This window comes from Nonomuraea sp. NPDC049646, assembly GCF_044465525.1.
GTDB lineage: Bacteria > Actinomycetota > Actinomycetes > Streptosporangiales > Streptosporangiaceae > Nonomuraea.
Window position 1 is genome coordinate 141,217 of record NZ_JBITLU010000019.1, and the last position, 22,621, is coordinate 163,837.

Annotated in this window: 29 protein-coding genes and 1 tRNA gene; 18 read left to right on the plus strand and 12 right to left on the minus strand. The window is 72.1% G+C overall.

Going from position 1 to position 22,621, the window contains the following annotated elements; all coding sequences use genetic code 11:
- Positions 1 to 5 precede the first annotated feature (5 nt).
- Genes ACIBQ8_RS41640 through ACIBQ8_RS41655 form a run of 4 tightly spaced genes read right to left on the minus strand, consistent with a single transcriptional unit; the run spans position 6 to position 4,832 of the window.
- The gene (locus tag ACIBQ8_RS41640; RefSeq protein ID WP_397194788.1) at positions 6 to 2,051 is read right to left on the minus strand and encodes an iron ABC transporter permease; all 2,046 of its coding nucleotides are present in this window, start codon (positions 2,049 to 2,051) and stop codon (positions 6 to 8) included.
- Positions 2,048 to 3,028, minus strand: a complete 981-nt coding sequence (locus ACIBQ8_RS41645; RefSeq protein WP_397175261.1) for an ABC transporter substrate-binding protein — start codon at positions 3,026 to 3,028, stop codon at positions 2,048 to 2,050. The genes ACIBQ8_RS41640 and ACIBQ8_RS41645 overlap by 4 nt, the downstream gene beginning before the upstream one ends.
- Before the next feature lie 9 nt (positions 3,029 to 3,037).
- A complete protein-coding gene (locus ACIBQ8_RS41650) occupies positions 3,038 to 3,931 on the minus strand; it encodes an ABC transporter ATP-binding protein (protein ID WP_397194789.1) in 894 nt (297 codons plus the stop codon).
- 7 nt (positions 3,932 to 3,938) lie between these two features.
- Complete coding sequence (locus ACIBQ8_RS41655) at positions 3,939 to 4,832, minus strand: siderophore-interacting protein (RefSeq protein ID WP_397194790.1); 894 nt, start codon at positions 4,830 to 4,832, stop codon at positions 3,939 to 3,941.
- 216 nt (positions 4,833 to 5,048) lie between these two features.
- Between ACIBQ8_RS41655 and ACIBQ8_RS41660 the strand changes: the two genes are divergently transcribed.
- On the plus strand, positions 5,049 to 5,879 hold the full coding sequence (locus ACIBQ8_RS41660; RefSeq protein WP_397175257.1) for a MarR family winged helix-turn-helix transcriptional regulator: 831 nt from the start codon (positions 5,049 to 5,051) through the stop codon (positions 5,877 to 5,879).
- A gap of 79 nt (positions 5,880 to 5,958) precedes the next feature.
- Here the strand turns inward: ACIBQ8_RS41660 and ACIBQ8_RS41665 are convergent, their stop codons facing one another.
- A complete protein-coding gene (locus ACIBQ8_RS41665; protein WP_397194791.1) occupies positions 5,959 to 7,140 on the minus strand; it encodes an alpha/beta hydrolase family protein in 1,182 nt (393 codons plus the stop codon).
- Positions 7,141 to 7,236: 96 nt separating this feature from the next.
- Positions 7,237 to 8,082, minus strand: coding sequence for an SDR family NAD(P)-dependent oxidoreductase (locus ACIBQ8_RS41670; protein ID WP_397194792.1), 846 nt, complete (start codon positions 8,080 to 8,082; stop codon positions 7,237 to 7,239).
- A 134-nt stretch (positions 8,083 to 8,216) separates the two neighbouring features.
- Here ACIBQ8_RS41670 and ACIBQ8_RS41675 point away from each other — a divergent pair, with 134 nt between their 5' ends.
- A complete protein-coding gene (locus ACIBQ8_RS41675; protein WP_397194884.1) occupies positions 8,217 to 9,215 on the plus strand; it encodes an RNA polymerase sigma-70 factor in 999 nt (332 codons plus the stop codon).
- Here ACIBQ8_RS41675 and ACIBQ8_RS41680 read toward each other — a convergent pair.
- Positions 9,212 to 10,132 carry a carbohydrate binding domain-containing protein gene (locus ACIBQ8_RS41680; protein WP_397175249.1) on the minus strand — a complete coding sequence of 307 codons (921 nt, stop codon included), beginning with the start codon at positions 10,130 to 10,132 and terminating at the stop codon, positions 9,212 to 9,214. The genes ACIBQ8_RS41675 and ACIBQ8_RS41680 overlap by 4 nt on opposite strands.
- A 46-nt stretch (positions 10,133 to 10,178) precedes the next feature.
- Complete coding sequence (locus ACIBQ8_RS41685) at positions 10,179 to 10,829, minus strand: hypothetical protein (protein ID WP_397194793.1); 651 nt, start codon at positions 10,827 to 10,829, stop codon at positions 10,179 to 10,181.
- 99 nt (positions 10,830 to 10,928) lie between these two features.
- On the opposite strand from ACIBQ8_RS41685, the gene ACIBQ8_RS41690 reads away from it, so the two are divergent.
- Together ACIBQ8_RS41690 and ACIBQ8_RS41695 are read left to right on the plus strand one after the other, a co-directional pair.
- A complete protein-coding gene (locus tag ACIBQ8_RS41690; protein ID WP_397194794.1) occupies positions 10,929 to 12,077 on the plus strand; it encodes a sensor histidine kinase in 1,149 nt (382 codons plus the stop codon).
- Positions 12,074 to 12,802, plus strand: coding sequence for a response regulator (locus tag ACIBQ8_RS41695; protein WP_397194795.1), 729 nt, complete (start codon positions 12,074 to 12,076; stop codon positions 12,800 to 12,802). Before ACIBQ8_RS41690 ends, ACIBQ8_RS41695 begins: the two co-directional genes overlap by 4 nt.
- Here ACIBQ8_RS41695 and ACIBQ8_RS41700 read toward each other — a convergent pair.
- The 3 genes from ACIBQ8_RS41700 to ACIBQ8_RS41710 form a co-directional block, all read right to left on the minus strand.
- Positions 12,767 to 13,894: an alpha/beta hydrolase family protein gene (locus ACIBQ8_RS41700; protein ID WP_397194796.1), complete on the minus strand. Its 1,128-nt coding sequence runs from the start codon at positions 13,892 to 13,894 to the stop codon at positions 12,767 to 12,769. The genes ACIBQ8_RS41695 and ACIBQ8_RS41700 overlap by 36 nt on opposite strands.
- Before the next feature lie 294 nt (positions 13,895 to 14,188).
- Positions 14,189 to 14,268: transfer RNA gene (locus ACIBQ8_RS41705), tRNA-Val, on the minus strand.
- A gap of 152 nt (positions 14,269 to 14,420) precedes the next feature.
- Complete coding sequence (locus ACIBQ8_RS41710; RefSeq protein ID WP_397194797.1) at positions 14,421 to 15,020, minus strand: hypothetical protein; 600 nt, start codon at positions 15,018 to 15,020, stop codon at positions 14,421 to 14,423.
- 68 nt (positions 15,021 to 15,088) lie between these two features.
- On the opposite strand from ACIBQ8_RS41710, the gene ACIBQ8_RS41715 reads away from it, so the two are divergent.
- The 14 genes from ACIBQ8_RS41715 (at position 15,089) to ACIBQ8_RS41780 (ending at position 22,369) form a co-directional block, all read left to right on the plus strand.
- Positions 15,089 to 15,346 carry a hypothetical protein gene (locus tag ACIBQ8_RS41715; RefSeq protein WP_397194798.1) on the plus strand — a complete coding sequence of 86 codons (258 nt, stop codon included), beginning with the start codon at positions 15,089 to 15,091 and terminating at the stop codon, positions 15,344 to 15,346.
- The gene (locus ACIBQ8_RS41720) at positions 15,343 to 15,585 is read left to right on the plus strand and encodes a helix-turn-helix domain-containing protein (protein WP_397194799.1); all 243 of its coding nucleotides are present in this window, start codon (positions 15,343 to 15,345) and stop codon (positions 15,583 to 15,585) included. Before ACIBQ8_RS41715 ends, ACIBQ8_RS41720 begins: the two co-directional genes overlap by 4 nt.
- 79 nt (positions 15,586 to 15,664) lie before the next feature.
- Positions 15,665 to 16,477, plus strand: coding sequence for a hypothetical protein (locus tag ACIBQ8_RS41725; protein WP_397194800.1), 813 nt, complete (start codon positions 15,665 to 15,667; stop codon positions 16,475 to 16,477).
- A complete protein-coding gene (locus ACIBQ8_RS41730) occupies positions 16,474 to 16,869 on the plus strand; it encodes a hypothetical protein (protein WP_397194801.1) in 396 nt (131 codons plus the stop codon). The genes ACIBQ8_RS41725 and ACIBQ8_RS41730 overlap by 4 nt, the downstream gene beginning before the upstream one ends.
- Positions 16,869 to 17,165 (plus strand): hypothetical protein, encoded by a 297-nt coding sequence (locus ACIBQ8_RS41735; RefSeq protein WP_397194802.1) that lies wholly within the window; start codon positions 16,869 to 16,871, stop codon positions 17,163 to 17,165. Before ACIBQ8_RS41730 ends, ACIBQ8_RS41735 begins: the two co-directional genes overlap by 1 nt.
- A complete protein-coding gene (locus ACIBQ8_RS41740) occupies positions 17,162 to 18,154 on the plus strand; it encodes a lambda-exonuclease family protein (protein WP_397194803.1) in 993 nt (330 codons plus the stop codon). The genes ACIBQ8_RS41735 and ACIBQ8_RS41740 overlap by 4 nt, the downstream gene beginning before the upstream one ends.
- On the plus strand, positions 18,151 to 19,068 hold the full coding sequence (locus tag ACIBQ8_RS41745; RefSeq protein WP_397194804.1) for a recombinase RecT: 918 nt from the start codon (positions 18,151 to 18,153) through the stop codon (positions 19,066 to 19,068). The genes ACIBQ8_RS41740 and ACIBQ8_RS41745 overlap by 4 nt, the downstream gene beginning before the upstream one ends.
- Positions 19,065 to 19,364, plus strand: coding sequence for a hypothetical protein (locus tag ACIBQ8_RS41750; protein ID WP_397194805.1), 300 nt, complete (start codon positions 19,065 to 19,067; stop codon positions 19,362 to 19,364). Before ACIBQ8_RS41745 ends, ACIBQ8_RS41750 begins: the two co-directional genes overlap by 4 nt.
- Positions 19,361 to 20,224, plus strand: coding sequence for an exonuclease domain-containing protein (locus ACIBQ8_RS41755; protein WP_397194806.1), 864 nt, complete (start codon positions 19,361 to 19,363; stop codon positions 20,222 to 20,224). Before ACIBQ8_RS41750 ends, ACIBQ8_RS41755 begins: the two co-directional genes overlap by 4 nt.
- The gene (locus ACIBQ8_RS41760; RefSeq protein WP_397194807.1) at positions 20,221 to 20,700 is read left to right on the plus strand and encodes a hypothetical protein; all 480 of its coding nucleotides are present in this window, start codon (positions 20,221 to 20,223) and stop codon (positions 20,698 to 20,700) included. Before ACIBQ8_RS41755 ends, ACIBQ8_RS41760 begins: the two co-directional genes overlap by 4 nt.
- Before the next feature lie 57 nt (positions 20,701 to 20,757).
- Complete coding sequence (locus ACIBQ8_RS41765) at positions 20,758 to 20,970, plus strand: hypothetical protein (RefSeq protein ID WP_397194808.1); 213 nt, start codon at positions 20,758 to 20,760, stop codon at positions 20,968 to 20,970.
- A 103-nt stretch (positions 20,971 to 21,073) separates the two neighbouring features.
- Positions 21,074 to 21,796, plus strand: a complete 723-nt coding sequence (locus ACIBQ8_RS41770) for a hypothetical protein (RefSeq protein ID WP_397194809.1) — start codon at positions 21,074 to 21,076, stop codon at positions 21,794 to 21,796.
- On the plus strand, positions 21,793 to 22,110 hold the full coding sequence (locus ACIBQ8_RS41775; protein WP_397194810.1) for a hypothetical protein: 318 nt from the start codon (positions 21,793 to 21,795) through the stop codon (positions 22,108 to 22,110). The genes ACIBQ8_RS41770 and ACIBQ8_RS41775 overlap by 4 nt, the downstream gene beginning before the upstream one ends.
- Positions 22,103 to 22,369 carry a hypothetical protein gene (locus tag ACIBQ8_RS41780; RefSeq protein ID WP_397194811.1) on the plus strand — a complete coding sequence of 89 codons (267 nt, stop codon included), beginning with the start codon at positions 22,103 to 22,105 and terminating at the stop codon, positions 22,367 to 22,369. The genes ACIBQ8_RS41775 and ACIBQ8_RS41780 overlap by 8 nt, the downstream gene beginning before the upstream one ends.
- On the opposite strand, the gene ACIBQ8_RS41785 is transcribed toward ACIBQ8_RS41780, so the two are convergent.
- Positions 22,363 to 22,602, minus strand: a complete 240-nt coding sequence (locus ACIBQ8_RS41785) for a hypothetical protein (RefSeq protein ID WP_397194812.1) — start codon at positions 22,600 to 22,602, stop codon at positions 22,363 to 22,365. The genes ACIBQ8_RS41780 and ACIBQ8_RS41785 overlap by 7 nt on opposite strands.
- Positions 22,603 to 22,621: the final 19 nt, after the last annotated feature.

Below are 22,621 nucleotides of genomic sequence, written 5' to 3' on the forward strand. Positions count from 1 at the left end.
CACCGCTAGGACCTGGCGCGTGAGCGCCACAGCAGCCACACGAAGTACGGCGTGCCGAGCAGCGAGGTGACCAGCCCGGCCGGCACCTGGGCGGGCGCGATGACGGTACGGCCCAGCGTGTCGGCCAGGCTGACCAGCACCGCCCCGAGCACCGCCGCCACGGGCAGGAGCCGCACGTGCCCGCCGCCGACGAGCGCGCGGGCGGCGTGCGGGGCGACGAGCCCGACGAACCCCACCACGCCGACGGCCGAGACCGCGGTGGAGGTGAGCAGCACGGCGCCGCCCAGCGCGAGCAGCCGCACGGGTTCCAGCGGCACCCCGAGCACCCGGGGCGTGTCCTCGTCGAGCGCTAGCAGGTCGAGGTCGCGCCGCAGCCACAGCGCGAGCGGGAGGAAGAGCGCGAGCGCCACGGCGACCGGCAGGAGCTGGGCCGGAACCCGCCCGTAGGTGGAACCGGAGAGCCAGGTGAGCGCCTTGGCGGTGTTCCACGGGTCGGACCTGACGATGATCAGCACGGTGACCGCGTTGAACAGCGCGTGCGCGCCGATGCCCATGAGCACGAGCCGGTCGGAGCCGAGCCCGCCGCGCCAGGCCAGCAGGTGGACCAGGGCGAAGGCGGCGAGCGCGCCGACCCCCGCCGCGCCGGACACCGCGGCGATCCCGGCCATGGGCACGAGGGTGAGCGTCGCGACGGCCGCCGCGCCCGCGCCCGCGGTGACGCCGAGCACGCCCGGCTCGGCCAGCGGGTTGCGGGAGACAGCCTGGAAGGCCGCGCCGGAGACGGCGAGCGCCGCACCGGCCAGGACCGCCGCCGCGACGCGCGGCCAGCGCTGGTCGAGCACGTACGTCAGGGCCCTGCCGGTCCTGCCTCCCAGCCAGTTGGCGACGTCGCCGAGCAGCAGCCAGGTGTCGCCGCCGAGCAGGCCCAGCACGACGGCGACGACGAGCAGCGCCGTACCGGACAGCAGGATCACCGCGAAGGCGGCGCGGCCCGGCCCGGCGGCGCGGACGGTCGGCGGCCGCCGGGCCGGGCCGGCGTCGCGGTGCCGGCGGGCCAGCCACATCAGCACGCCCGCGCCCAGCATCGCGGTCACCACGCCCGGCGGCACGTCCACCCCGGCCTGCGCGCCGAGCGCGAAGCGCAGCGCGATGTCGGCGGCGAGCAGGACGACCACCCCGGCCAGCGCCGACAGCGGCACCAGGACGCGGTGCCGCCCCAGCTCGGGCAGCCGCCGGGCCAGAAGACGGACGACGACCGGCGCGCACAGGCCGACGAACCCGACGGGCCCGGCCACCGTGACCGCGGCCGCCGAGAGCAGGACGGCGAGCACGACGACGGTCAGGCGCAGCCGCCGGACGTCGACGCCCAGCACCGAGGCGGTGTCGTCGCCCAGGCCGAGGATGTCCAGGCGGGAGCCGAGGGCGACGGCCGCCCCGATCGCCACCACGATGACCGGCGCCATCTGGGTGACGCCGCCGAGGTCGCTCTGCACCAGCGAGCCGCTGCCCCAGGCGAACAGGCCGGTGTTCTCCTCCTGGAAGAGGATCATGAGCAGGGTCGTCGCCGACTGCAGGGCCAGCGCGGTCGCCGAGCCGGCGAGGATCAGCCGGGTGGTGCCGGTCCTGCCGCCCGCCGACAGGGCGAGCACCAGGGCGGCGGCGGCCAGGCCGCCGAGGAAGGACAGGCCGCCGGCCAGGAACGCCGGCAGGCTCAGACCGAAGCTGGCGGCCAGCACGACCGCAAGGTACGCGCCGTTGCTGACGGCCAGGGTGTCGGGCGAGGCCAGCGGGTTGCGGGCGACCGACTGCAGCAGCGCGCCCGCCGCGCCGAGCGCGACGCCGACGCTGACGGCCGCCAGCAGCCGCGGCAGCCGGGAGGCGACCAGCACGTTCATCGCCTGCTCGTCGAGGGCGAACAGGTCGGTGCCTGAGGTGCCCTGCGTCAGGTGGAGCGCGGCGAGGGCCGCGATGACGGCCGAGGTCACGAGGAAGGCCCCCGCGACGCCGAGCCGGCGTAGCGGCGTCGCGGGGGCCTCGACTGCGGTGATCACCCGGCGTAGGCCTTCACCAGGGCGTCGGCGAACTGCCGGCACGACAGGGGGCCGCCGAAGGTCCAGATGCCGTCGGGCAGTCTGGTGATCTGGTCCCGCCTGACGAAGCTCAGCGACTTCCACAGCGCGTTGCCCGCCAGGCCGGCGAAGACGTCGACGCCGTCGGAGGCATTGTAGAAGAAGCGCAGGTTCTCGTCCTTGACCGCGGTCAGGCCCTCGACGTCGGTGTTGCCGAGGCCCCATTGCTTGTCGACCTCGCCGGTCCAGGCGTTGGCGAGGCCCAGCCGCTCGGCCACGTCGGAGACCAGGGCGCCCTTGCCGAACGGGCGGATGGCGATCTTGCTGCCGTCCTTCCAGCCGTCGGCCATCATGAACTTCTGCCCGGCCGCGCCGGAGGCGGCGATCCTGGCCTTGCCGTCGGCCATCGCGGCGTCGAAGTCGGCCATCACCTTGGTCGCCTGCTCCGTCCTGCCGACGGCGGTGGCCAGCAGGGTGAGGTCGTCGCGCATGCGGGTGAGGTTCGCGGCGGCGTCGCTGCCCTTGGCGACGATGACCGGGGCGATCTTCTCCAGCTGGCCGACGAGGGCGGAGTCGTCGGACTCCATGACGACGAGGTCCGGCTGGAGGGCGGCGATGGAGTCGACGCTGGGCTCCTGGCGGGTGCCGACGTCCTTGACGGAGGCGTCGAGCGGGGCCGCGGTGACCCAGGTGCCGTACCCCTTGACGTCGGCCGCGCCGACCGGCTGGACGCCGAGCGCGACCAGCATCTCGACCTCCCCCCACTCCAGGCCGACCACGCGGGTCGCGGGCCTGTCGAGAGTGACCCGCTTGCCGCGGGCGTCGGTCACGGTGATCGGGGCCGCGGCGCCCGCCGACGGCTCCGGAGCCGCGGGGTCAGCGGGGGCCGCGGGGGGCTCCGTCGTGCCGCAGGCGGTCAGCAGCAGCATGGCGGCCATGACCGCCGGGAGGGAACGCATGGGGATCTTTCAGCCTTTCATCGCCAGGTGGCGGCCCAGCGGCCTGGTGCGGACCAGTCCGGTGCGGGAGTCGATCGTGGCCTCGACGCGGATGCCGTAGGCCTCGGTGAGCAGGTCCTCGGTGAGCACCTCGGGCGGCGCGCCGTCGGCGCGGACCCGGCCGCCCTGGAGCAGCACGACCCGGTCGGCGATCTCGGCGGCCTGGTTGAGGTCGTGCAGGACGACGCCGACGGCCACACCGTGCCGGTCGGCCAGGTCGCGCACGAGTTCGAGCAGCTCGACCTGGTAGCGCAGGTCGAGGAAGGTGGTGGGCTCGTCGAGCAGCAGCACGCCGGCGTCCTGGGCGAGGCAGGTGGCCAGCCACACGCGCTGCATCTCGCCGCCGGACAGCTCGTCCACGGCGCGGGCGGCCATGGCGCGCACGCCGGTCAGCTCCATGGCGTGCTCGATCGCCGCCTCGCCGCCGGGGTCGCCCGCGCGCCAGCGGCCGCGGTGGGGGTGGCGGCCGTAGCCGACCACGTCCCTGACGCGCACGCCGGTCGGGGTGGGACGGCTCTGCGCCAGCAGCGTCACCCGGCGGGCGAAGTCGCGGGCCGACAGGGCCAGGGCGTCGGCGCCGCCGGCCAGCCGGACCTCGCCGGAGTCGGGACGGTGCAGCCGGGCCAGGGCGCGCAGCAGGGTGGACTTGCCGCTGCCGTTCGGGCCGACCAGGGCGGTGACCGCGCCGGCGGCCAGGCTGATGCAGGCGCCGTCCACGACGGGACGGCCCGCGTAACCGAGGCACAGTCCGGTACCGGAGAGCGCGGGACCGCCGAGCGCGGGGCCGGTGCGGGCCGGGCCGGTGAGTGCGTGGCCGGTGAGTGCGGGAGCGGTGGGGGCCGGGAGCAGGGGGTCGGTCGTCATGGCGGGCTCACGCGTCCTCGGAGCGGCCCTGACGCCAGTAGCCCATGAAGGCCACGGCCTTGCGGTCCATGCCGCGCTCGGAGACCAGGTGGCGGCGCAGCCGTTTGATCACGGCCGCCTCTCCGGCCAGCCAGGCGTAGCAGGGGCCGTCGCCGTTCTCGGGGATCTCCCAGAGGATCTCGGCGTCGACGTCGATCTCCTCGGGCTCGGCGCCTGCCGCGCCCGGGGGAAGGAGCCTGGCGGCGGCCTCCGCCACGGCGGGCTCCAGGCGGGCGCCCCAAGGAGCGTCGCCGCGGGCGAGCCAGGTGACCCGCACGCCCGACGGCCCGGCGACCGGGAGGACGTCCTCCTCGTGCGGCACCTCCAGCAGGGCCTCCCCGGTGACATGGGCCGGCAGGCGCTCCAGGATGCCGACGATCGCCGGGACGGCGGTCTCGTCACCGGCGAGCAGCACGGTGCCGAAGCCGGCCGGCGGCCGGAACTCCAGGCCGCCGTGGAAGCCGTCGTAGAGGCCGTTCGGGCCGAAGATCGCCGCCGCCGAGCCCGGCCGGCAGGCGGCGATCCAGCGGGCGGCCGGTCCGGCGGGCCCGGCGCAGTCGTCGTGCAGGACGACGTCGATGTCCACCTCGGCGGCCTCGGGGCGGACCGCGCGGACGGTGTAGGTGCGCAGCGGGTTGCGCTGGTCGCCCTGGGCGTACCACTGCTTGAACCAGTCGGCGCCGCGCGGGAAGCGCGTCACGCCCGCGCCGGGGGTCGGCAGGACCAGCTTGACGCGCTGGTCGTAGCCGTTGTCCGCGAACTCGTGCAGGTCGTCCCCGGTGAAGGTGACGCGGAGGAACGACGGGCTCAGCCGCCGAAGTCCCCGAACCCGGACGTCGAAGGCACGAAAAGGATCAACCACCACAGAGCTCCTTAGTTAGGTTAGCCTAACCTACATTGAATGCTCCGATCGGGAAACCCGGGGCCCTCACGCGGCCCGGCACAGCGCCTTTACAACGTAGATCACATCCGGGCCGGAAAAATCTTGGCCGGAGTTGTCGGATCCCGGTCGCGTCGTTCGTGGCCAGGGTGAACAGTCGCTCACGAGCAGCCGTCACGACCCGGGAGATGCCGACCGATGCAGCACCGCCACCCGCAGGCCAGGATCCACCGCATGTTCGAGCTCGTCGAGCCGATCGCCACCGCCACCTTCTCCGAGGTGGCGAACGAGGCGTTCCTGGCCGTCGGCATGCGCAACTACTGGGACGGCTACTTCGCCGGCCGGGCCGCACCCCTGGGCCTGGCGCCGGCCGAGGTGGTCCACGCTGTCTTCTACAACTTCGCCGACGGCGAGGTGGCCCGCCACATCCCCTGGGTGTGGGGAAAGATCACCCCGCAGGAGGCGATCACCATCCGCGAGCAGGGCAGCACCGCCGCCCTGCGGCAGAGGATCGGCGAGCTCGCCGGCTCCCCCGGCCTGGCGCGGGCCGCCGACCTCGCCACCCGCGCGGCGGTCAGCGCGCCCACCGAGGGCCGCCCCCTGTACGCCGGGCTGCGGGCGCTCGACGTGCCCGAGGAGCCGGTGGCCAGGCTCTGGCACGCGGCGACGCTGCTGCGGGAGCACCGCGGAGACGGCCACAACGCCACCCTGCTCGCCCACGGCATCGGCGGCACCGAGGCCCACGTCCTCGTGGCCCTCTCCCTCGGCATGCGGGCGGAGGAGTTCGGCCGGATCCACCACCTGCCCAAGGCCCGGCTGGCCGCCGTGATCGACGGGCTGCGCGACCGCGGCCTCGTGGACGCCGCCGGCGGGTTCACCGACGCCGGCCGCGAGACCAAGCAACGGATCGAGGCGCTCACCGACGAGCTGGCCGCGCCGGCGTTCGACGTGCTCAGCCCGGACGAGCTGGACGAGCTGGTCACGGAGCTCGAACCGATCGCCGCCGCGGCATCGGAGTCCGACCACTGAAGGGGACGCGGCCATGAACGCCCCGAGCCGCTCGTGATCCACGTCGAGGAGGCCACCAGCGCAGGCGACCGGCCCGGCCTCAGGGGTTCTGGAAGGCCACTTCCGGGTTGGCGGCGGACGGACCGTCCAGCAGGGGCTGCCGCTCGCCGCGGAGGTGCCGGCCGAAGAAGGCGCCGACGTACGACGTGGTGATCTCGCCTGACCGCTTGCCCGGCAGGGGCGCGGCGGGGTCCACGATCCCGGCCTGGCCGCCCAGGATGGGCAGGTCGATGAAGGTGAAGTGGCCGGAGTCGGCCACGGTGAGCCAGCGCTTCCAGCCGTCCAGGCGTGGCCAGTCCCGCGTCCAGGTGGTGTCGGCGGCGCCGGGCGAGTGCTGGACCTTGGTGCCGAGCATGAGGAACGGCCGCCCGCCGAGACCGGAGACCGCGACCGGGGCGAAGAACGAGCCGTCCAGGTTCACCCCGGCGCGGACCCGCCGGTCGGCGGCCATGACACTCGCCGCGGCGTTGCCGCCGAGCGAGTGGCCGGCGGCGCCGATCCGGCGCGGGTCGATCATCTGCCAGTGCCTCCAGGCGGGGGCGGACCGCGCGGGACGGGTCAGCCGGTCGATCACGAAGGACAGGTCGGCCGCCCGGTTGACCGCGGCCTTGGCCATCAGCTCCTTCTCCGCCTCGTCGGAGGGGGCGCTCTCCACCGTCTCGCACGCCAGGCAGGTCAGGGTCCGGCCGCCGGGGAAGGTCGTGCCGAACGACTCGTAGGCGTGATCCACGAGGGCGACGACGTAGCCCTTGGAGGCGAGGTCCTCGGCGAGCGTGGTCAGGGTGGCCCGGTTGAGGGTGAACCCCGGGGAGAGCACCACCAGGGGGTGCCGGCCGCCGACGGGACGGGCGTCCAGGTGCGCGTTGGTGGTGACGTCGGCGAGCTGCTCGGGCTTGAAGACGGTGTCGAGCCTCTGCCCCTTGAGCAGCAGCCGGGCCTCCTCGACGGTCATGTACGGCGCCGCGCTGCCGCCGGTGCGCGCCGGGAAGTACACCGAGACCATCAGCTCGCGGGCGGCTGCGGGCATCCACGGGTCGCGGCGGCCGGCGTCGACGAGATGCAGGGTGTCGCGACCCACTTCGTACCGGCCGGTGGGGTGCGGGATCGCGACGCGGACGTCGGAGCCGCCCGCGGTGGCGGCGGCGGGCGCCGCGGCCGCCGCCGGGAGGGCCAGGGCGAGGGCGAGGAGGAGGGCGGCGGGGTTACGGCGAGTTCTGATCATGCGAAGAACTGTAGGAATCACGCCACCACCCCCCACATGCCCGAAAGGCAGGCTCGGACCCTTACTTTTGGCAGGGGTCAGGGCCGAGCAGGCCGGTCAGCCGGCTTGGAGCTGCCCGTGCGCCTCGATCGCGAGGTCCTGCCAGTCGGCCCACGTCCTGAGCCGGTCGGCGTAGGCCTGCTGGATCAGCGGGTAGAAGCCCTTGCCGAACAGCACCCGCACCGGCGGGTTGGCGGAGTCGACGAGCTTCAGGAGCGCCTGCGCCGCGGCGGCCGGGTCTCCCGCGGGCATCTTGCCCGCCATCGCGCCGAGGCGCTGGCGGAGACCGTCGTAGGCCGGGTCGGTCGTGGCCAGGTGGCCGTTGGCGAGCGGGTCGGGGTTGTTGCCGTTCCTGGTGGCGAAGCCGCCGGGCTCGACGATGGTCACCTTGACGCCGAACTCGGCGACCTCGCCGGCGAGCGCCTCGTTCAGGCCCTCCAGGGCCCACTTGGAGGCGTGGTAGGCGCCGCCGAGCGGCATGGCGATGACCCCGGCCGCCGAGGAGAGCTGGATGATGTGCCCCGAGCGCTGCTCGCGCAGGTACGGCAGCGCCGCCTGGACCACCCACACCGCGCCGAACAGGTTGGTCTCCAGCTGGTCGCGCAATTCCTGCTCGGTCAGCTCCTCGACCGCGCCGACCTGGGCGTAGCCGGCGTTGTTCACGATGACGTCGAGCCGGCCGAAGTGCTCCTTGGCTCGCCGCACGCTGTCGAAGACCGCGGCCCTGTCGGTGACGTCCAGCTCCAGCGGCAGCACCGCGTCGCCGTGGACGTCGGCCAGCTCCTTCAGGCTCGCGGTGCTCCGGGCGGTGGCGGCGACCCGGTCACCGCGCGACAGGGCGGCCGCCACGAAGGCGCGGCCCAGGCCGCGGGACGAGCCGGTGACGAACCAGACCTTCTGCATGATGTGCTCCTTGGCGCCGGTTTCAGCTGTTACACCCCCTGGACGAGACAGCCCCGCACGGATGTGAGCTCGGCCGAGTGTGACCTGCGACACTTTGTCGCCTTTGTCCAGCCGTGGTGATACCAATGGTCGGCGTGACCCGCACCGAGGAGTTCCAGGAGCTACGGCCGCTGCTTTTCGCGATCGCCTACCGGATCCTGGGCAGTGTGAGCGAAGCCGAGGACGCCGTCCAGGAGAGCTGGCTGCGTTACGAGGGCGCCGCGGCCCGGCCCGACTCGCCCAAGGCGTTCCTGTCGGCGACGGTGACCCGGATCTCGATCGACGTGCTGCGCTCGGCCCGCGTCCGGCGCGAGACCTACGTCGGGCCGTGGTTCCCCGAACCGCTGCTGACCGACCCCTACCAGGACCCGGAGCGGTCGGCGGAGCTGGCCGACTCGGTGTCGATGGCTGCGCTGATCCTGCTGGAGCGGCTGAGCCCGCTCGAGCGCGCGGTCTTCGTGCTGCGCGAGGTGTTCGCCTTCAGCTACCGGGAGATCGCCGCCGCCGTGGAGCGGTCGGAGGCGGCCTGCCGCCAGCTCGCGGTGCAGGCGCGCCGCCACATGGACGCGGGCCGTCCGCGCTTCGAAGCCGATCGCCGGTCGCGGGACCAGCTTGCCGGGCGCTTCTTCGGCGCGCTCAGGGAGGGGGACGTCGAAGGGCTGCGGGAGCTGCTGGCCGCCGACGTCCGGCTGCTCAACGACGGCGGCGGCAAGATCGGCGGCACGCTGCCCGTCCTCGGCCTGGCGAAGGTGGCCCGGGTGCTGTCCGTCGCCGTCGCGCCGCTCGCCCAGATCGGCGCGGTGCTGGAGGCGCACGAGGTGAACGGCCGGCCGGGCGCGATCATCCGCGACCGCGCGGGCCGGATCGCCGGCATCTGGGCGCTCGACATCGCAGACGGACGCGTCCAGACCATTCGCTCGATCGTCAATCCCGACAAGCTCCGGCACCTCGGCCCCGTCGCCGACGCCCAGGCGGTCATCCGCGAGAAGAGGCAGCGGGCACGCGCGGCGACGCCGGGCGGCGACGCGCCGGACGAACCTCGACAGCCGGCACAGCGGTCCGCCGGGGCAGGACCGCTGCGCCCGGCGTTCTAGTCGGTGAGCAGGATGTCGTCCAGGCACAGCGTGTACGGCGCGTCCGCGCCGCCCACCTGGAACAGCACCTGGGCCTCACGGTCCGTGGTCTTGGCCGTGTTCTGGTAGGCGTAGGTCCTGGACCCGGTGCCGACCTCGGGGTAGCCGTCCACGATCGCGGCGGGCTTCGCGCCGCTGTCCTGGACCACCGACCTGATCTTCACCGGCCGCGTCGCCGACGCCTTGAAGCTCAGCCGGTACGTCTTCCCGGCCTCCACGGCGATGCCGCTCTGCCCGACCATCGCGGACCACACGTTGTCACCGCCCGCGGGGACCTGGGCGCACAGCCGCCCGCCCGTCACCTCGATCGGCGTGTTCTTGGACGCCCACCACCCCTTGACCCCGTTGTCCAGCGAGCCGTTCACGACGCTCTGGTGCACGGGCACGAGAGAGACATTGTCCAGGCACAACGTGTACGGCGCGTCCGCGCCGCCCACCTGGAACAGCACCTGGGCCTCCGAGTCCGACACCTTGGCCGTGGCCGCGTAGGTGAACTTCCTGGAGCTGACGCCTACCTCGGGGTAGCCGTCCACGATCGCGGCGGGCTTCGCGTCGCCGCCCTGGACCAGCGACCTGATCCTCGTCGTCCTCGTGGCGGTCGCCTCGAAGCTCAACTGGTAGGTCTGGCCGGCCCGGACGTCGATGCCGCTCTGCCCGACCATCGCGGACCACACGTTGTCACCGCCCGCGGGCACCTCGGCGCACAGCCGCCCGCCCGTCACCTCGATCGGGGTGTTCTTGGACGCCCACCAGCCCTTGACCCCGCTGTCCAGCGAGCCGTTCACCACGACGTCGCCGGCGGGCGCGGCGGCGTAGGCGGGGGCGGGGGCGGCCGCCGCGGCCATCGCCACGAAGGCGCCCACGGCGATGAGACGCATCGGATGAGAATTCGTGATCGTGGATCTTAGGGAGGCGACATCGGCGTCAACCTAGAGCCAATTCCCGGCCTTTTGGTTGGGCCAAGTCGCCGCGGCGCGCATCACGCACCGTCCTGCCGTCGAGGACGACCGGGACGTCCGCCCGCCTGGCGTACCTGTCACGTTCGGCGGCGGCGCGGGCGTCGGCCTCCTGCCTGGCGCGGCATGCGGCCTCCCAGGCGTCGTAGCCGGGGGCGTCCAGGGCCTCAAGGCCCGCACGGCGCCACCCCTCCATGTCGCGTTCCCGTCCGAGGCCGACCGCGTCGAAGAGGTCCGCCGCGCCCGCCCTGACCGCTCCGAGACGTGCGAGCACGGCGTTGATCGGCCAGTCGTCGTGCGGCGGTCCGACCCGGATCGAGGCGTGCTCGGGCCCCCAGCTCCGCCGGCCGTTCTCCCACAGGGCGGCGGCCTGGCTGCCGCCGCCACCCCAGAAGTCCGCCTCCACGTAGGCGACACGGCCGCCGCGTGACCAGTCCTCCAGCCTCCCGGCGAACCCCGGGGGCATGCGCGTGACCGGCCCGCTCTCCTGCCACTCGCCGGTCACCGGCAGCAGCCCCAGGCGTTGCCTCAAAGGCGCCACCACAGCCTGCGGCACCTCGCCCGACAGGGAGCGGAGACGGTCGAACTCACCGACGACACCGCGGAGCACGTACGACATGCCCGCACCCTAGATCGCGCAGCCGACCGCCCTCACCTCGTTTCCCGGGCCGGGCGGCATCGCGGACTCCGCCGTGGCCGGCCCGTCTAGGGTGGGCGCATGGCCGAACGGCGTCCCTTGATCGCGCGCAGGCTGCGGCCGGGACACTGGGTCGCCGTCGACGTGTTCGCGGCCGCCGTCCTGGCCGCCGGGTTCTCGGTGCCGGCGGTGCTGGCGCCCGGGTCCGCCCGGGTGCCGCCCCTCGTGGCCGTGCCGGTGATCGCGCTGGCCTGCCTGCCGACGGCGGTGCGGCGCCGGTGGCCGGTGCCGGTGTGCGCGGTGGTCCTGGTGGCGGCGGGGTTCGCGCCGTTCGCCGGGTGGCAGGAGGCGTTCGTGCCCTTGGCCCTCGCCCTGCACGCGGTGGCGCTGCTGGCGACGCGCCGGACGGCGGTGGCGGCGCTGGTGGCCGCGCTCGCGGTGACCGCCGCCGAGGCCGCGATCGGCGCCCCCTCCTGGACGGAGGCGGCCTCGGCGGGCGGATTCGCCTGGCTGCTGCTCGGCCTGGCCTGGACGATCGGGCTCGCCGTACGGGAGCAGCGCGCGTACGCCGCGCAGGCCGTCGCACGGTCGGCGCAGGCCGCGGCGACGGCGGAACGGCTGCGGGTGGCTCGCGAGGTGCACGACGTCGTCGCCCACAGCATGGGCCTGATCTCCATGCGGGCCGGCATCGCCAACCACGTCGCCGCCACGCACCCCGAGGAGGCCGGCGAGGCGTTGTCGATCATCGAGGAGACCAGCAGGAAGGCGCTCACGGACCTGCGCGGCCTGCTGGGCCTGCTCCGCGACGCCGCCGGCGAGCAAGACGGCGAGCCGCACCTCCCGGACACGCTGCGCGAGCTGGTCGCGGCGATCCCGGACGGCCACCTGCGGGTGGAGCTCGACGTCGAGCCCGGCCTCGCGCTCGGCGGCGAGGCGGCCCTGGTCGTCCGTCGCCTCGTGCAGGAGTCGCTGACCAACGTGCTCAGGCACGCCGGCCCGGCCCGGTGCCGGGTGGCCGTCCTCACCCGGGCGCGGCGCGAGGTGGTGGTCGAGATCGTCGACGACGGCCGCGGGGGCGGGCCGCGTCCGGGAGGTCACGGGCTGGCCGGTCTGGAGGAGCGGGTGATCCTTTACGGCGGGACGTTCTCGGCGGGGCCGGAGCCCGGCGGCGGATTCGCCGTCCGCGCGCGGCTGCCCTTGCCGGGCGGTTCCGGGAAGGACGAGGAGTGAGCACGTTCACGGTACTGATCGCCGACGACCAGGCGTTGCTGCGCGCGGGCCTGCGCAGGCTCATCGACACCGCCCCCGGCCTGACGACCGCCGGCGAGGCCGCGACCGGGCAGCAGGCCGTGGAACTGGCCCGCGACCTGCGTCCCGACCTGGTGCTCATGGACGTCCGCATGCCCGGCCTCGACGGGATCAAGGCCACCGAGCTGATCCGGGCCGACCCGGCGACCGCCGGAACACGGGTGCTGATGCTGACCACGTTCGACCTCGACGAGTACGTCTACGGGGCGTTGCGCGCCGGAGCCAGCGGATTCCTGCTCAAGGACACCGGCCCCGCCGGCCTGCTGGAGGCGCTGCGCATCGTCGGGGAAGGGCAGGCGCTGCTGGCCCCGTCGGTCACCACGCGGCTGATCGCGGAGTTCGCCCGGCGCGAGCCCGCCGCGACCCCGGACCGGCTGACGGCGGGGCTGGCGGCGGGGCTGGCGCAGGTGTCCGGCCGGGAGCGGGAGGTGCTCGTGCTGGTGGCCCGGGGGCTGACCAACCCGCAGATCGCCGAGCGGCTCGGCATCGGGCAGGCGACGGTCAAGACCCATGTCCGCAGCCTGCTGGCCAAGCTCGCCGCGCACGACCGGGCCCAGCTCGTCATCGCCGCCTACGAGGGCGGCGTGGTCACCGCCGGCGGGCGGACGCCGTCAGCGGCGGTAGGAGACCTCTGGGAAGGCTGCTGACGGGCCCCGCAGCAACGCCTGCGGACGGCCGCGCAGCGTCTGCTCGAAGAAGGCCGTCGGGTAGGCGCGCTGGAAGGCCAGCGCCCGCTCGGCCGGGATCGTCCCGACGACCTCCGCCAGCTGCTCCTTCCCCAGCCCCAGCGGCCCGGCCGACATGGGGATGAGCAGGACGTCGTCGCCGAAGGAGTTGTGCGCCGCCCCCTTGAGCGTCACGTTGAGCCGCCAGCCCCGCAACCCGTCCCAGAAGGCACGCAGTGTCGGATTGGTGGCCATGCCGCCCTTCCCGTCGGTGTCGACGACCATGTACGGCCGGTCGAGGCCGGACTTCGCCACCTTGCCGAAGACGGCGCCGTCCAGGCCGAGCCCGGCCTTGATCCGCGGGTTGGCGTACATGGCCGAGGAGGTGGCCGCGCCGCCGAGCGAATGCCCGAACATCCCGATCCGCGCGAGGTCGAAGAGCGGCCTGCCGTTCCGTCCGAGCAGCTTCTCCTCCAGGACGGGCAGGCTGTCCAGGACGAATCGCACGTCGGCCACCCGGACCTCGACGGCCTTGGCGAAGTCGGTCACCTCGGGCCCGGTCACCACCCGGCCGCCGGGGAACTCCACCACCGCCGCGTCATAGGGATGATCGACGGTGACCACCGCGTACCCCCGGCTGGCCAGCTCCTCGGCGACGCCGGTCCCGTAGGCGCGGGAGGCGTTGGCGCCCGGCGAGTACAGGACGACCGGCAGCTTGCCCAGGCTCGTGTCGGCGGGCGCGCCCTCGCGGCCGTCGGTCCTGTCCAGCAGCACCGAGCCCGGCTCCAGGCCGTTCATCTTCAGGTACCGGTCCGCCGCCGCCCTCGGCATCCAGGGGGCGACCGGGTGGGCCCCCACGTCCCGGGCCGGGTACCACAGGCTGACCATGAGCTCCCGCTTCCGGCCGGAGCCGTTCCAGGGATCCGCGCGGGACTGATCCACCAGGTGGACCGAGACCGTACCCACGGGATGCGGGCCCGTCGGCTTCGGCACCGTCAGACGCTGCGGCGGGGCGGAGCCGCAGCCGGCCAGCGTGAGAGCCAGGGCGGTGATGATGATGAGTGCACGTTTCACCCTTTTCACGGTGCCAACCGCACACGACCATCGCCTCTGACGTACGGAGGACTTCCGGCTCAACCCAGGAGGGTAGCGCTCAACGGAGATCGTCTTCAGGGATGACGCGCACCCGCCCCCGGCCCCGCCGGATCCCGGCGCGACTGATCACCCGGCACCGTCCACTGAGCCTACGGCGAGCACCCGACGCGTGGAGATCCAAATGGGACGGCTCCCGGATTGGCCCCCATCGCCCCCGGAAATGAGAGAAGGGGCTTCGGATGATCTCCGAAACCCCTTCACCTGCGTCTTGCGAGTGGGCGATACTGGGATCGAACCAGTGACCTCTTCGGTGTGAACGAAGCCGAACCCCCAGGCCAGGTAGGCCCACCCACCGCTTGACCTGCGAAAACTCTCAAAGAATCTTAAGGATTCTTAAGGGCTCTCAAGCGTTCGTGACGCACGTACGACGCACGATCATGCGGGCGTGATGCTGTAACGGAGAGTGAAGCTGGCCGCGGCGTCTCAGAGCCGCGGCCTTTCTGCTTCAGGACGGCCGGCGCAGTTGGCGCACTGTCGAACCAGACTGCCCATCCTCGGCGTCATCCTCAGACCGGATGGTCCGGACAAGCCGGATGAGCATCTTCTTGTGCTCGTCCTCCAGGCCGGTGAGCGCCCAGATCTGGCGCTCGGTCACATCGGTGTACGGGTTGTCCGATTCGGCTTGAAGGTCGTCAGGGGACCGGACGGAGAGTTCTTCTCGCTCAGCCTGCCCTGAGAAGATCAGCATTTCTCCCAGGGTGTAGCCGAGCGCTCGCCCGATCTTTCGCAGGATCTCGTTCTCCGCGCCGCGGTCCTCGTTGAGGATGCGGTTGACGATGGAGGCGGCGATGCCTGCTTCGCGCGCAAACTGCGACTGGCCTCTGAACTTAAGGTCGTAGCCACGTTTGGTGAGCTCGTCGTGTAGCCAACGGCCGAGCCGACCAGGAGTTTTGCCCACGGGCACAGATGATACCCCGTTGATCACGCTCGGCAATATGCACTCCTGGGGCACCAAATCCTGACTGCCCAGGTTTACCCACGTGAAGCCCATGATTTGCGCCGCAAGAAAATCATGAAGCCCGAGTATTGCAATGCCGTACGGCACAGCACTACATTGAGGGCACTTCCAATGCCGCACGGCACAGGTCGAGCCTCAACCAACTGGAGGACCGCATGGCGCACCGCGTGAGACTGCGCCGCGACGAGGTCGAAACACGACTGACCGAACTCGGCTACGACTCCCAGAGCGCCCAAGCCCGCGCCATCGGCGTCGTCCCGTCCATCCACCATCGCGCCCTCAAAGGCAGCCGCGAACCCAACGCCGAATACGTCCTCTGCGTGCTCTACCTCGTCGGCTCCGACGAAGTCCGCCGCGAGATCAAGGCACTCTTCGACATCACCAGCCGCGAGTGCGAACCGGTCGCCTCATGACCGCCAAGAGCAGCCGCACACCGGCCACCCAGCGCAAGACGCTCCTGCTCACCATCCCCGAGACCGCAACCGAGCTGCGCGTCACCCCGCCGACCGTCTACGCGTACATCGCCGACGGCCTGCTCAACCCGATCGACCTGGCCCGCCCCGGCGCCAAGACCACCCGCCTGAGGGTGCGCTTGGACGAGCTGGAGGCGTTCATCGCCAGCCGGCCCCGCGTACACCAGCAGACGGCCTGACAGGCCGCAAGGGCCCACCCGAGCCACCGGATGAGCCCCGCGAACAACCACCCATCCCTACTGCAGCAAGGGACGAGCCATGACAACCACTACCACAGCCCCCGCCACGACGCAGCACACCAGCCTGCTTACCGGGTTCGACATTCTCGACATCTACTGTGCGCTGCAGAACGCCGCCGCCAACGACTGCACCAGCCTCGACAAGCGGGACCGGCAGGCGCTCGCCCTCCTCACCTACACGCCGCTTCGCGGCATCACCCGCATGCTCATCACCAAGCTCGCCGACGGCCGCGCCACCCTGCCGCTCACCCCCGCGCTCGCCACCCACCTGCTCGAGGTCGCCGCCGACGTGGCCGCGTCCCCAGTCACCGTCGAGGAGGAGAACGCGTGGCTCGCCAGCCGCGACGTTGAGACGCCGTGCGTCGTCGACCAGATCATCGGCGCCGTCGCCGGCTACACCGCCGCCCGCCACGGCGAGCTCGGCCAGCAGCTGCTCGACGGCGCGCTCCAGACCATCATCCGGGTCGGCAAGCCCGGCATGCCCCTCAGCGAGGTGCCTCGCGCGGCCCGGCACGCGGTCGCCGAAGCTCTCGCCGGACTCGCCCTCGACGGGCTGCTGCCCACCCCTGCCTCCGACCCGATCGAGACGCTGGCCGCCTACTGCGACCTGTACGAGATGGACATCGCCGGCGCGGCCATGCGGTCGTCGCTGCTGGCCACGCTGCTCACCCGCGACCACAACCTGCCCGCCGCCGCGGCGGTCCAGTTGACGCGGGAGGGCTACGACGACCGGGTCCGGGCCGCCGGCCGCGAGGCTGACCGGCTAATCCAGCAGGCGCGACACGCGCGGCTGGCCGCCGACTACGACGAGGAGACGGCGGTCGCGCTGTGACCGCAACCGACGCCCCCACGACGACGTCCCGGACGTTCGGAGCCGAGATCATCGATGCTCTCGCCGCAGCCGGATACCCCGTCCGCAACGAGTACGGCGACGGCTACCAGATCCATGCCCTCACTGACGATGCCCCCGCTGATGCGCCGCTCCACGTCGCGATCGAAGACGTACGTGAAGGGGTGCTGTACGGGATGGGCGGCTGGCGGGAGATGAACGCGCAGCGGCTGGGTCGCTACGCCGCCGCCCTGACAGAGGCCGGATTCGCCACCACCGAGTTGCGCGAGGCCGAAGCACCGCACGCGCCGCTCTACTTGATCCTCGCCCCCGATGCCCGCACTGCTCAGGCTGCGCTCGGCTTCGCTCTGGCCGCTTCGAGGGGAGGGGCGTGATGGACCTTCACGTGCCCGTCGCCGCTACCAGCGCTGACCACGTTGCTGTCGCCGACGCGGTCCGCCAGCTCGCAGACCAGCTCGGCATCCGGCAGGCCGAAGCAGCCAGCCTCCTGATCGTCTCCGGCATCCCCACTCTCCGCGTGGACGAGCGAGTCCGACTGGCCCGCGAAGACGTCACCGCCTACGCCACCCACCTCGCCCAGCAGGCCGCGAACCGGCCGAGCGTCCGCGGCGGCCCCGACATCGGCTACGAGGCAGAGCCCGGCTACCGCGCAGAACAGGACAGCCAATGACCGGCCTCCGCAGCCCCTGGGACACCGACGAACCCGACACCTTCCTCTACACGCCGACCGGCCGCTACATCGGCACCTGGCCCACCGACAGCCCCCAATGGCGGGCCGCCCGCGCCAAACGCATCAGCGGCTCCCGCATCGCCGCCATCCTCGGCCTCTCCCCCTGGGCATCCCCGCACTCCACCTGGTGCGAAATGGCCGGCCTCGTCGAACCCGCACCCGCCACCAAACAGCAGGACCGCGGCCACTACCTCGAACCCGCCGTCGCCGCCTGGTTCGCAGACCAGCACCCCGAATGGCACCTGTTCGAAACCGGCACCTGGGTTCACAACGACCGCGGCTGGCAACTCGCCAACCCCGACCGGCTCATCCGCTACCACCTGTCCGACAACCTGCCCGTCGGCTGGTACAACCTCGAAGTCTCCGCCCTCCTGGAGATCAAAACCGACGCCGACGGCAGCGGCTGGGGCGAACCCGGCACCGACGAAATCCCCGTCTACTACCGCACCCAAGTCCAGTGGTACATGGACGTGCTCGGCCTGCCCCGCGCCTACATCGCCGTCCTCGGCGACCGGCTCGAGTTCCGCGAATACGTCGTCGACTACGACCCCGCCGACGCCGCCATCATGCGCGCCTCCGCCGAGAACTTCCTCGACTCGCTGCTGTGGGGCGAGATGCCCGCCCTCGACGGACACCCCGCCACCTACGAGACCGTCCGCAAGCTCCACCCCGACATCGACGGCAGCGACATCGACCTCGACGACGACACCGCCATCGAATACCTAGCCGCCCTCGCAGCAGCCAAGGCCAGCGAATCCCGCGTCAACGCCGCCAAGTCCCAGCTCGCCACCGCCATGGGCACCAGCCGCCGCGCCCGCTGGCGCAACCAAACCATCGCCACCCGCCAGGCCAAGAACGGCGGCGCCCCCTACCTGGTGGCCGGCCGCAAACTGCCCGACCCGACCACGCTGACAGGAGCCACCGCATGACGCTCGCCACCCTGCCCGTCGAACGTGCCGTCGACTCGCTGACCGAGCGACAGGAGTACGCCAAGGCGCTGTCCGTGTCCAACCTGCTGCCCCGGCAGTACCAGGGCCAGCCCGGCAACGTCCTGTACGCCGTCGAGTTCGGCCAGTCGCTCGGCATCTCCACCATGGCCGCCATCCTCGGCGTCCACATCATCGAAGGCCGCGCGTCCGCGTCGTCAGGGCTCATCTCGGCGCTGGTACGCCGGGCCGGACACCGGCTCCGCGTGTGGGTGGAACGCGACGAGCAGGGGAAGCTGCTCGGCGCGGTCGCGACCATCGTGCGCAAGGACGACCCAGAGTTCGAGTTCCGCGCCACCTGGACCATGCAGCGCGCTCAGGCCGCGGGCCTGGCAGGCAAGCAGGTGTGGAAGAACTACCCGGAGGCGATGCTCAAGGCGCGCGCCGTCTCCGAGGTCGCCCGCGAAGCCTGCGAGGAGGAACTGTCCGGCGTCGGCTACACGCCGGAAGAGCTCGGCGCCGAAGTGAACGCCGACGGGTCCGTCGTGGTCACCACGGCGCGGCCGAACGCTCCCGGGCGAACGATCCGCGAGGCCGTCGCCCCTCAGGAGCCGCAGCCGCCGATCGTCGTGCCGGAAGAGCCGCCCACCACGGAGCGGATGATCTCGGAGGCGCAGCTCAGGAAGATAGGCGCGGCGATGCGTGACGCCGGGCTGACCGACCGCGACGCGGCGCTCGCCTTCGTCAACGAGGTCCTTCAGAGGCCCGCCGACCAGCAGGTTACCTCCCGCAACGAGCTCACCCTCGACGAAGCCTCCCAGGTGATCGACGCGCTCGAGCGCGAGGCGGCGAAGGACGGTGAGCCGCCCGCAGGCGGGGACGCGGTTGATGGCGAGCAGGGCGAGGCGGCGTTGTGAGCCGCGACTACTACAACCAGATCGCCGCTGAGTGGCGGACCGCCCTCGACGCCGTCCGCGCCGCCGGCGGCAGCGCCATCACCTTGTCCGACTCCCACCTGACGCTGATCCTCCTCGGCTACGAACAGCACCAGCAGGAACGTGCCAACACCCTCACCTGGATCGCCAACGCCGAACGCGACCGGCTGATCGACGCCACCGCGGCGGCCTATCTGCGGCACAGGCTCGGCGACCTCACCGACGAACAACTCGCCGACCAGCTCAGCATGGCTTCCAGCCACCAGGAGCAGCGATGACGTTCTGGACCGGCAGACTCGCCTGCCTCGACTTCGAAAGTTCGGGGACGAACCCGCACGAGGCGCGCATCGTCGAGGCGTACATCGGCCTCGTCGGCGGCGGCCAGCCCCCCGCGGACCGGCAGCCCCTCTACATCAACCCCGGCGTGCCCATGCCGGCGGAGGCCACCGAGATCCACGGATACACCGACGACTTCCTTCAGGCCAACGGGATGCAGCCGGTGGAGGGGATCGGCCGCATCGCATCTGCCGTCAAGGCGGTCTGGGCTGACGGCATCCCGCTGGTGGGCCACAACATCGGCGGCTACGACCTGACACTCCTCAACGCCGAGATGATCCGGCACGGGTTCGGCCCGCTGATCGATCTGACGGGGACCGGCTCGTACGGGCCGGTCATCGACACCAAGGTCTTGTCGAAGCAGCTGGACAAGTGGCGCCCCCGGGTCAACGCCGACCAGGGCGCGCACGCGTTGAAGACGTGCGCCCAGGTGTTCGGCATCCCGTGGCGCGACGAGGACGCGCACGGCGCCCGCTACGACGCCCTCATCTCCGCCCGCGTCGCCTGGCGGATGGGCACCATCGCCGCGTTACCGCGCGAGCAGCGGCCGTTCGTGCAGGCCAGCAAGAGGGACGAGCGGCACCTGTTCGACGCCCTTGCCTGCGACCTCGGCACGCTGTTCGACCGGCAGCGGGAGTGGGCGCGCGAACAGGCCGCCTCCTACCAGGACTACCTGCGCGACCCCGCCAAATCCAAGGACAAGCACAATCCGGCCGCCGTCATCGACGGCACCTGGCCCGTAGCAGCCCCGGCACGACAGGAAGGCACCACCGAGCACACAGCCCAGGAGGCGACCGCATGACCATGCAACTCCACGAAGAGCACGCCGACGGCGAAGTCGTCGAAGAAACCGACCCCGTCACCGCCACCATCCGCCACAACATGACCCAGGAACGCCAGCAGGCCGACCGCTACGCCAAGGACGCCGCCGTCCACCGCCAGCAGGCCAACCACCTGGAAGACCTGGCCATGGAATGCCGGCGCCGCGAAGAGCGGTGGCGCCACCTGCTCAACATGGCCGGCGGCGACAGCCTCCTCGGCGACCTGGACGACCAGGGCAACGTGCAGACGGTCCTGTTCCCGCGGCAGCGCGCCCGCTACCCGCTCGTGCACCTCGACGGCTCTGACACCCCGCACATCGCCTGTGTGGGCTGCGGGAAGCCGCTGCGTGAGGCGACCGCCGCCGAGGCCGAGGCGGTCGCCGGTGGCAGGCAGATCGCGCCGCACCGCTGCGACGCCTGCACAACCGGCGGCAACCCGTACCCGCCCGCCGCCTAACCCCTCCGTTCCTGACCGCACGCCCGCGTGGCGCGCCATCCGCGAAGGACCACCACAGTGACCACAAATACGCGCACTTCCCCCCTTCAAACCGTTGACCGGGTCGTCCCAGACGCATGGGCCGTCATTACGCCCAACGAGCCGACGGAGCCGCGCCTCCTGGTGTTCATGCAAGGCAAGCACCGGGTCGAGATCGAGTTGAGCGACGACATGGCCACCCACTTCGGTATCGCAGCCCGCGCCATCGAAACGCACAAGGCAGGTGCCTGATGTCCACCACCGCCACCCTCGACCTGGCGCCGGCCGCCGTGCTGGCCCTCCCCCAGCAGATGGCCGTGTCCGAACTCCGCGCCGCCGCCCAGGCGGTGACCGCATGAACGACATCGCTAAGCGGTTCGCCCGCGAGACCCGCCTCCACAGGCTGACCGTGCTGAATGACGACGGTCTGTACCGGCACCTGCGCAGCCGCGGCCGGCGTGGACTCTACTGGTTCGACATCGTCACCTGGCCGGGCAGCCTCGCCATCCGAGGCGACCTCAACGACGCCTACGTGTTCTCCCGCACCCCCGACATGTTCCAGTTCTTCCGCGCCAACAGGTCCGACGAGATCAACCCGGGCTACTGGGCGGAGAAACTCCCGCAGGGCCGCCGCTCCGTGCAGACGTACTCCCAGGACCTGCTGCACCAGCACATGCGGGAAGCGCTGCGCGACGAGTACGAGAGCTTCCTCCACAACCGGCTCGCCGAGAAAGCGGACGAGTTCGGCCTCGACAACGCGGACCTACTGGGCCCCGAGCTGGCCAAGCCCTGCCACCGGCAGACCCGTGACCACATGCGGAAGCTACGGAAGGCGATCCACGAGCACTTCTTCGACCCCTGGTGGGGCTGCGGCACCGAGTACGAGGAAGCCGCGCACCGCGGCCTCGACGAGTTCTCGTTCACCTCCGACCAGGGCCACAAGTTCGAGTTCGAGGGCTGGCAGGAGTGGGACCTGCGCGACTGGGACTGGTCGTTCCTGTGGGCCTGCCACGCCATCGTGTGGGCGATCGGCCGATACGACTCCGCGAAGGCCGCCACCCGGAAGGCGGTGGCATGACCATGAGCACGTACCTCATCTGGTCGAACCACCGCCACGCCTTCTGGGGCCCGAGCGGCGGCTACACCACCAACTGGCTGACCGCCGGACGGTACACCCAGGAAGAAGCTGCCGAGTGCTGCAGCCGCCGCACCTGGGAGCCGCGCCGCCCGCCGCCCGAGGTGATGATCCTCGCCCCCGACAGCGAGCAGACCGCCTTCACGATCGCCGAGCAGTGCGCCATCCCCGGCCGGCTCCAAGACGCGATCCGCCAGGCCACCCGGACCGCCATCCGCGAACGCCGCGCACGCGAGACGGAGGCCAGCCGTGCCTGACCTGTCCTTCCTCGCCGGCCCATTCCTGATCGCCGCCACCGTCTTCATCACCCTGGCCATCAGCCGACGCGTCCACGCCAACCGGAACGCCTACCTCGAACAGCGGGCCAACGTGCTCGCCAACGACCGTGACGCCCTCCTCCAGGTCGTCGGCGACTTCGTGGACGCGATCGAACACCGGCCCGACCGACTCGACCAAGTCGCGTCTCAGGCTCGCAACGCGATCGACGGGAGGCAGACGTGGACCCGCGCCTACTGACCGCCGCCGCCATCACCGCAGCCCTCATCGCGGTCGCCATCGGCTGGTCCCTTCGCCCCGCCGCACGAAGCCGCCGCCGACAGCGGCGCGAGCTGATCGCCCTCAACCGGCGCCGCGTCCAGCTCGAACAGCAGGTCGCCGCCGAATGGCTGCGGATCCACGGCCGACTCGCTGTCCGCGACGCCGAAGCGCTCATGCTGCGACTCCTCGCAGACCACCCCGAAATCCACCATCTACAGACGCGCACGAAAA

Coding starts and splice junctions, on each gene's coding strand:
- ACIBQ8_RS41645 (WP_397175261.1), bottom strand. CDS start 3,028: ATGCGTTCCCTCCCGGCGGTCATGGCCGCCATGCTGCTGCTGACCGCC.
- ACIBQ8_RS41650 (WP_397194789.1), bottom strand. CDS start 3,931: ATGACGACCGACCCCCTGCTCCCGGCCCCCACCGCTCCCGCACTCACC.
- ACIBQ8_RS41660 (WP_397175257.1), top strand. CDS start 5,049: ATGCAGCACCGCCACCCGCAGGCCAGGATCCACCGCATGTTCGAGCTC.
- ACIBQ8_RS41665 (WP_397194791.1), bottom strand. CDS start 7,140: ATGATCAGAACTCGCCGTAACCCCGCCGCCCTCCTCCTCGCCCTCGCC.
- ACIBQ8_RS41670 (WP_397194792.1), bottom strand. CDS start 8,082: ATGCAGAAGGTCTGGTTCGTCACCGGCTCGTCCCGCGGCCTGGGCCGC.
- ACIBQ8_RS41680 (WP_397175249.1), bottom strand. CDS start 10,132: ATGCGTCTCATCGCCGTGGGCGCCTTCGTGGCGATGGCCGCGGCGGCC.
- ACIBQ8_RS41685 (WP_397194793.1), bottom strand. CDS start 10,829: ATGTCGTACGTGCTCCGCGGTGTCGTCGGTGAGTTCGACCGTCTCCGC.
- ACIBQ8_RS41690 (WP_397194794.1), top strand. CDS start 10,929: ATGGCCGAACGGCGTCCCTTGATCGCGCGCAGGCTGCGGCCGGGACAC.
- ACIBQ8_RS41715 (WP_397194798.1), top strand. CDS start 15,089: ATGGCGCACCGCGTGAGACTGCGCCGCGACGAGGTCGAAACACGACTG.
- ACIBQ8_RS41720 (WP_397194799.1), top strand. CDS start 15,343: ATGACCGCCAAGAGCAGCCGCACACCGGCCACCCAGCGCAAGACGCTC.
- ACIBQ8_RS41725 (WP_397194800.1), top strand. CDS start 15,665: ATGACAACCACTACCACAGCCCCCGCCACGACGCAGCACACCAGCCTG.
- ACIBQ8_RS41735 (WP_397194802.1), top strand. CDS start 16,869: ATGGACCTTCACGTGCCCGTCGCCGCTACCAGCGCTGACCACGTTGCT.
- ACIBQ8_RS41740 (WP_397194803.1), top strand. CDS start 17,162: ATGACCGGCCTCCGCAGCCCCTGGGACACCGACGAACCCGACACCTTC.
- ACIBQ8_RS41745 (WP_397194804.1), top strand. CDS start 18,151: ATGACGCTCGCCACCCTGCCCGTCGAACGTGCCGTCGACTCGCTGACC.
- ACIBQ8_RS41755 (WP_397194806.1), top strand. CDS start 19,361: ATGACGTTCTGGACCGGCAGACTCGCCTGCCTCGACTTCGAAAGTTCG.
- ACIBQ8_RS41760 (WP_397194807.1), top strand. CDS start 20,221: ATGACCATGCAACTCCACGAAGAGCACGCCGACGGCGAAGTCGTCGAA.
- ACIBQ8_RS41770 (WP_397194809.1), top strand. CDS start 21,074: ATGAACGACATCGCTAAGCGGTTCGCCCGCGAGACCCGCCTCCACAGG.
- ACIBQ8_RS41775 (WP_397194810.1), top strand. CDS start 21,793: ATGACCATGAGCACGTACCTCATCTGGTCGAACCACCGCCACGCCTTC.
- ACIBQ8_RS41785 (WP_397194812.1), bottom strand. CDS start 22,602: ATGGTGGATTTCGGGGTGGTCTGCGAGGAGTCGCAGCATGAGCGCTTC.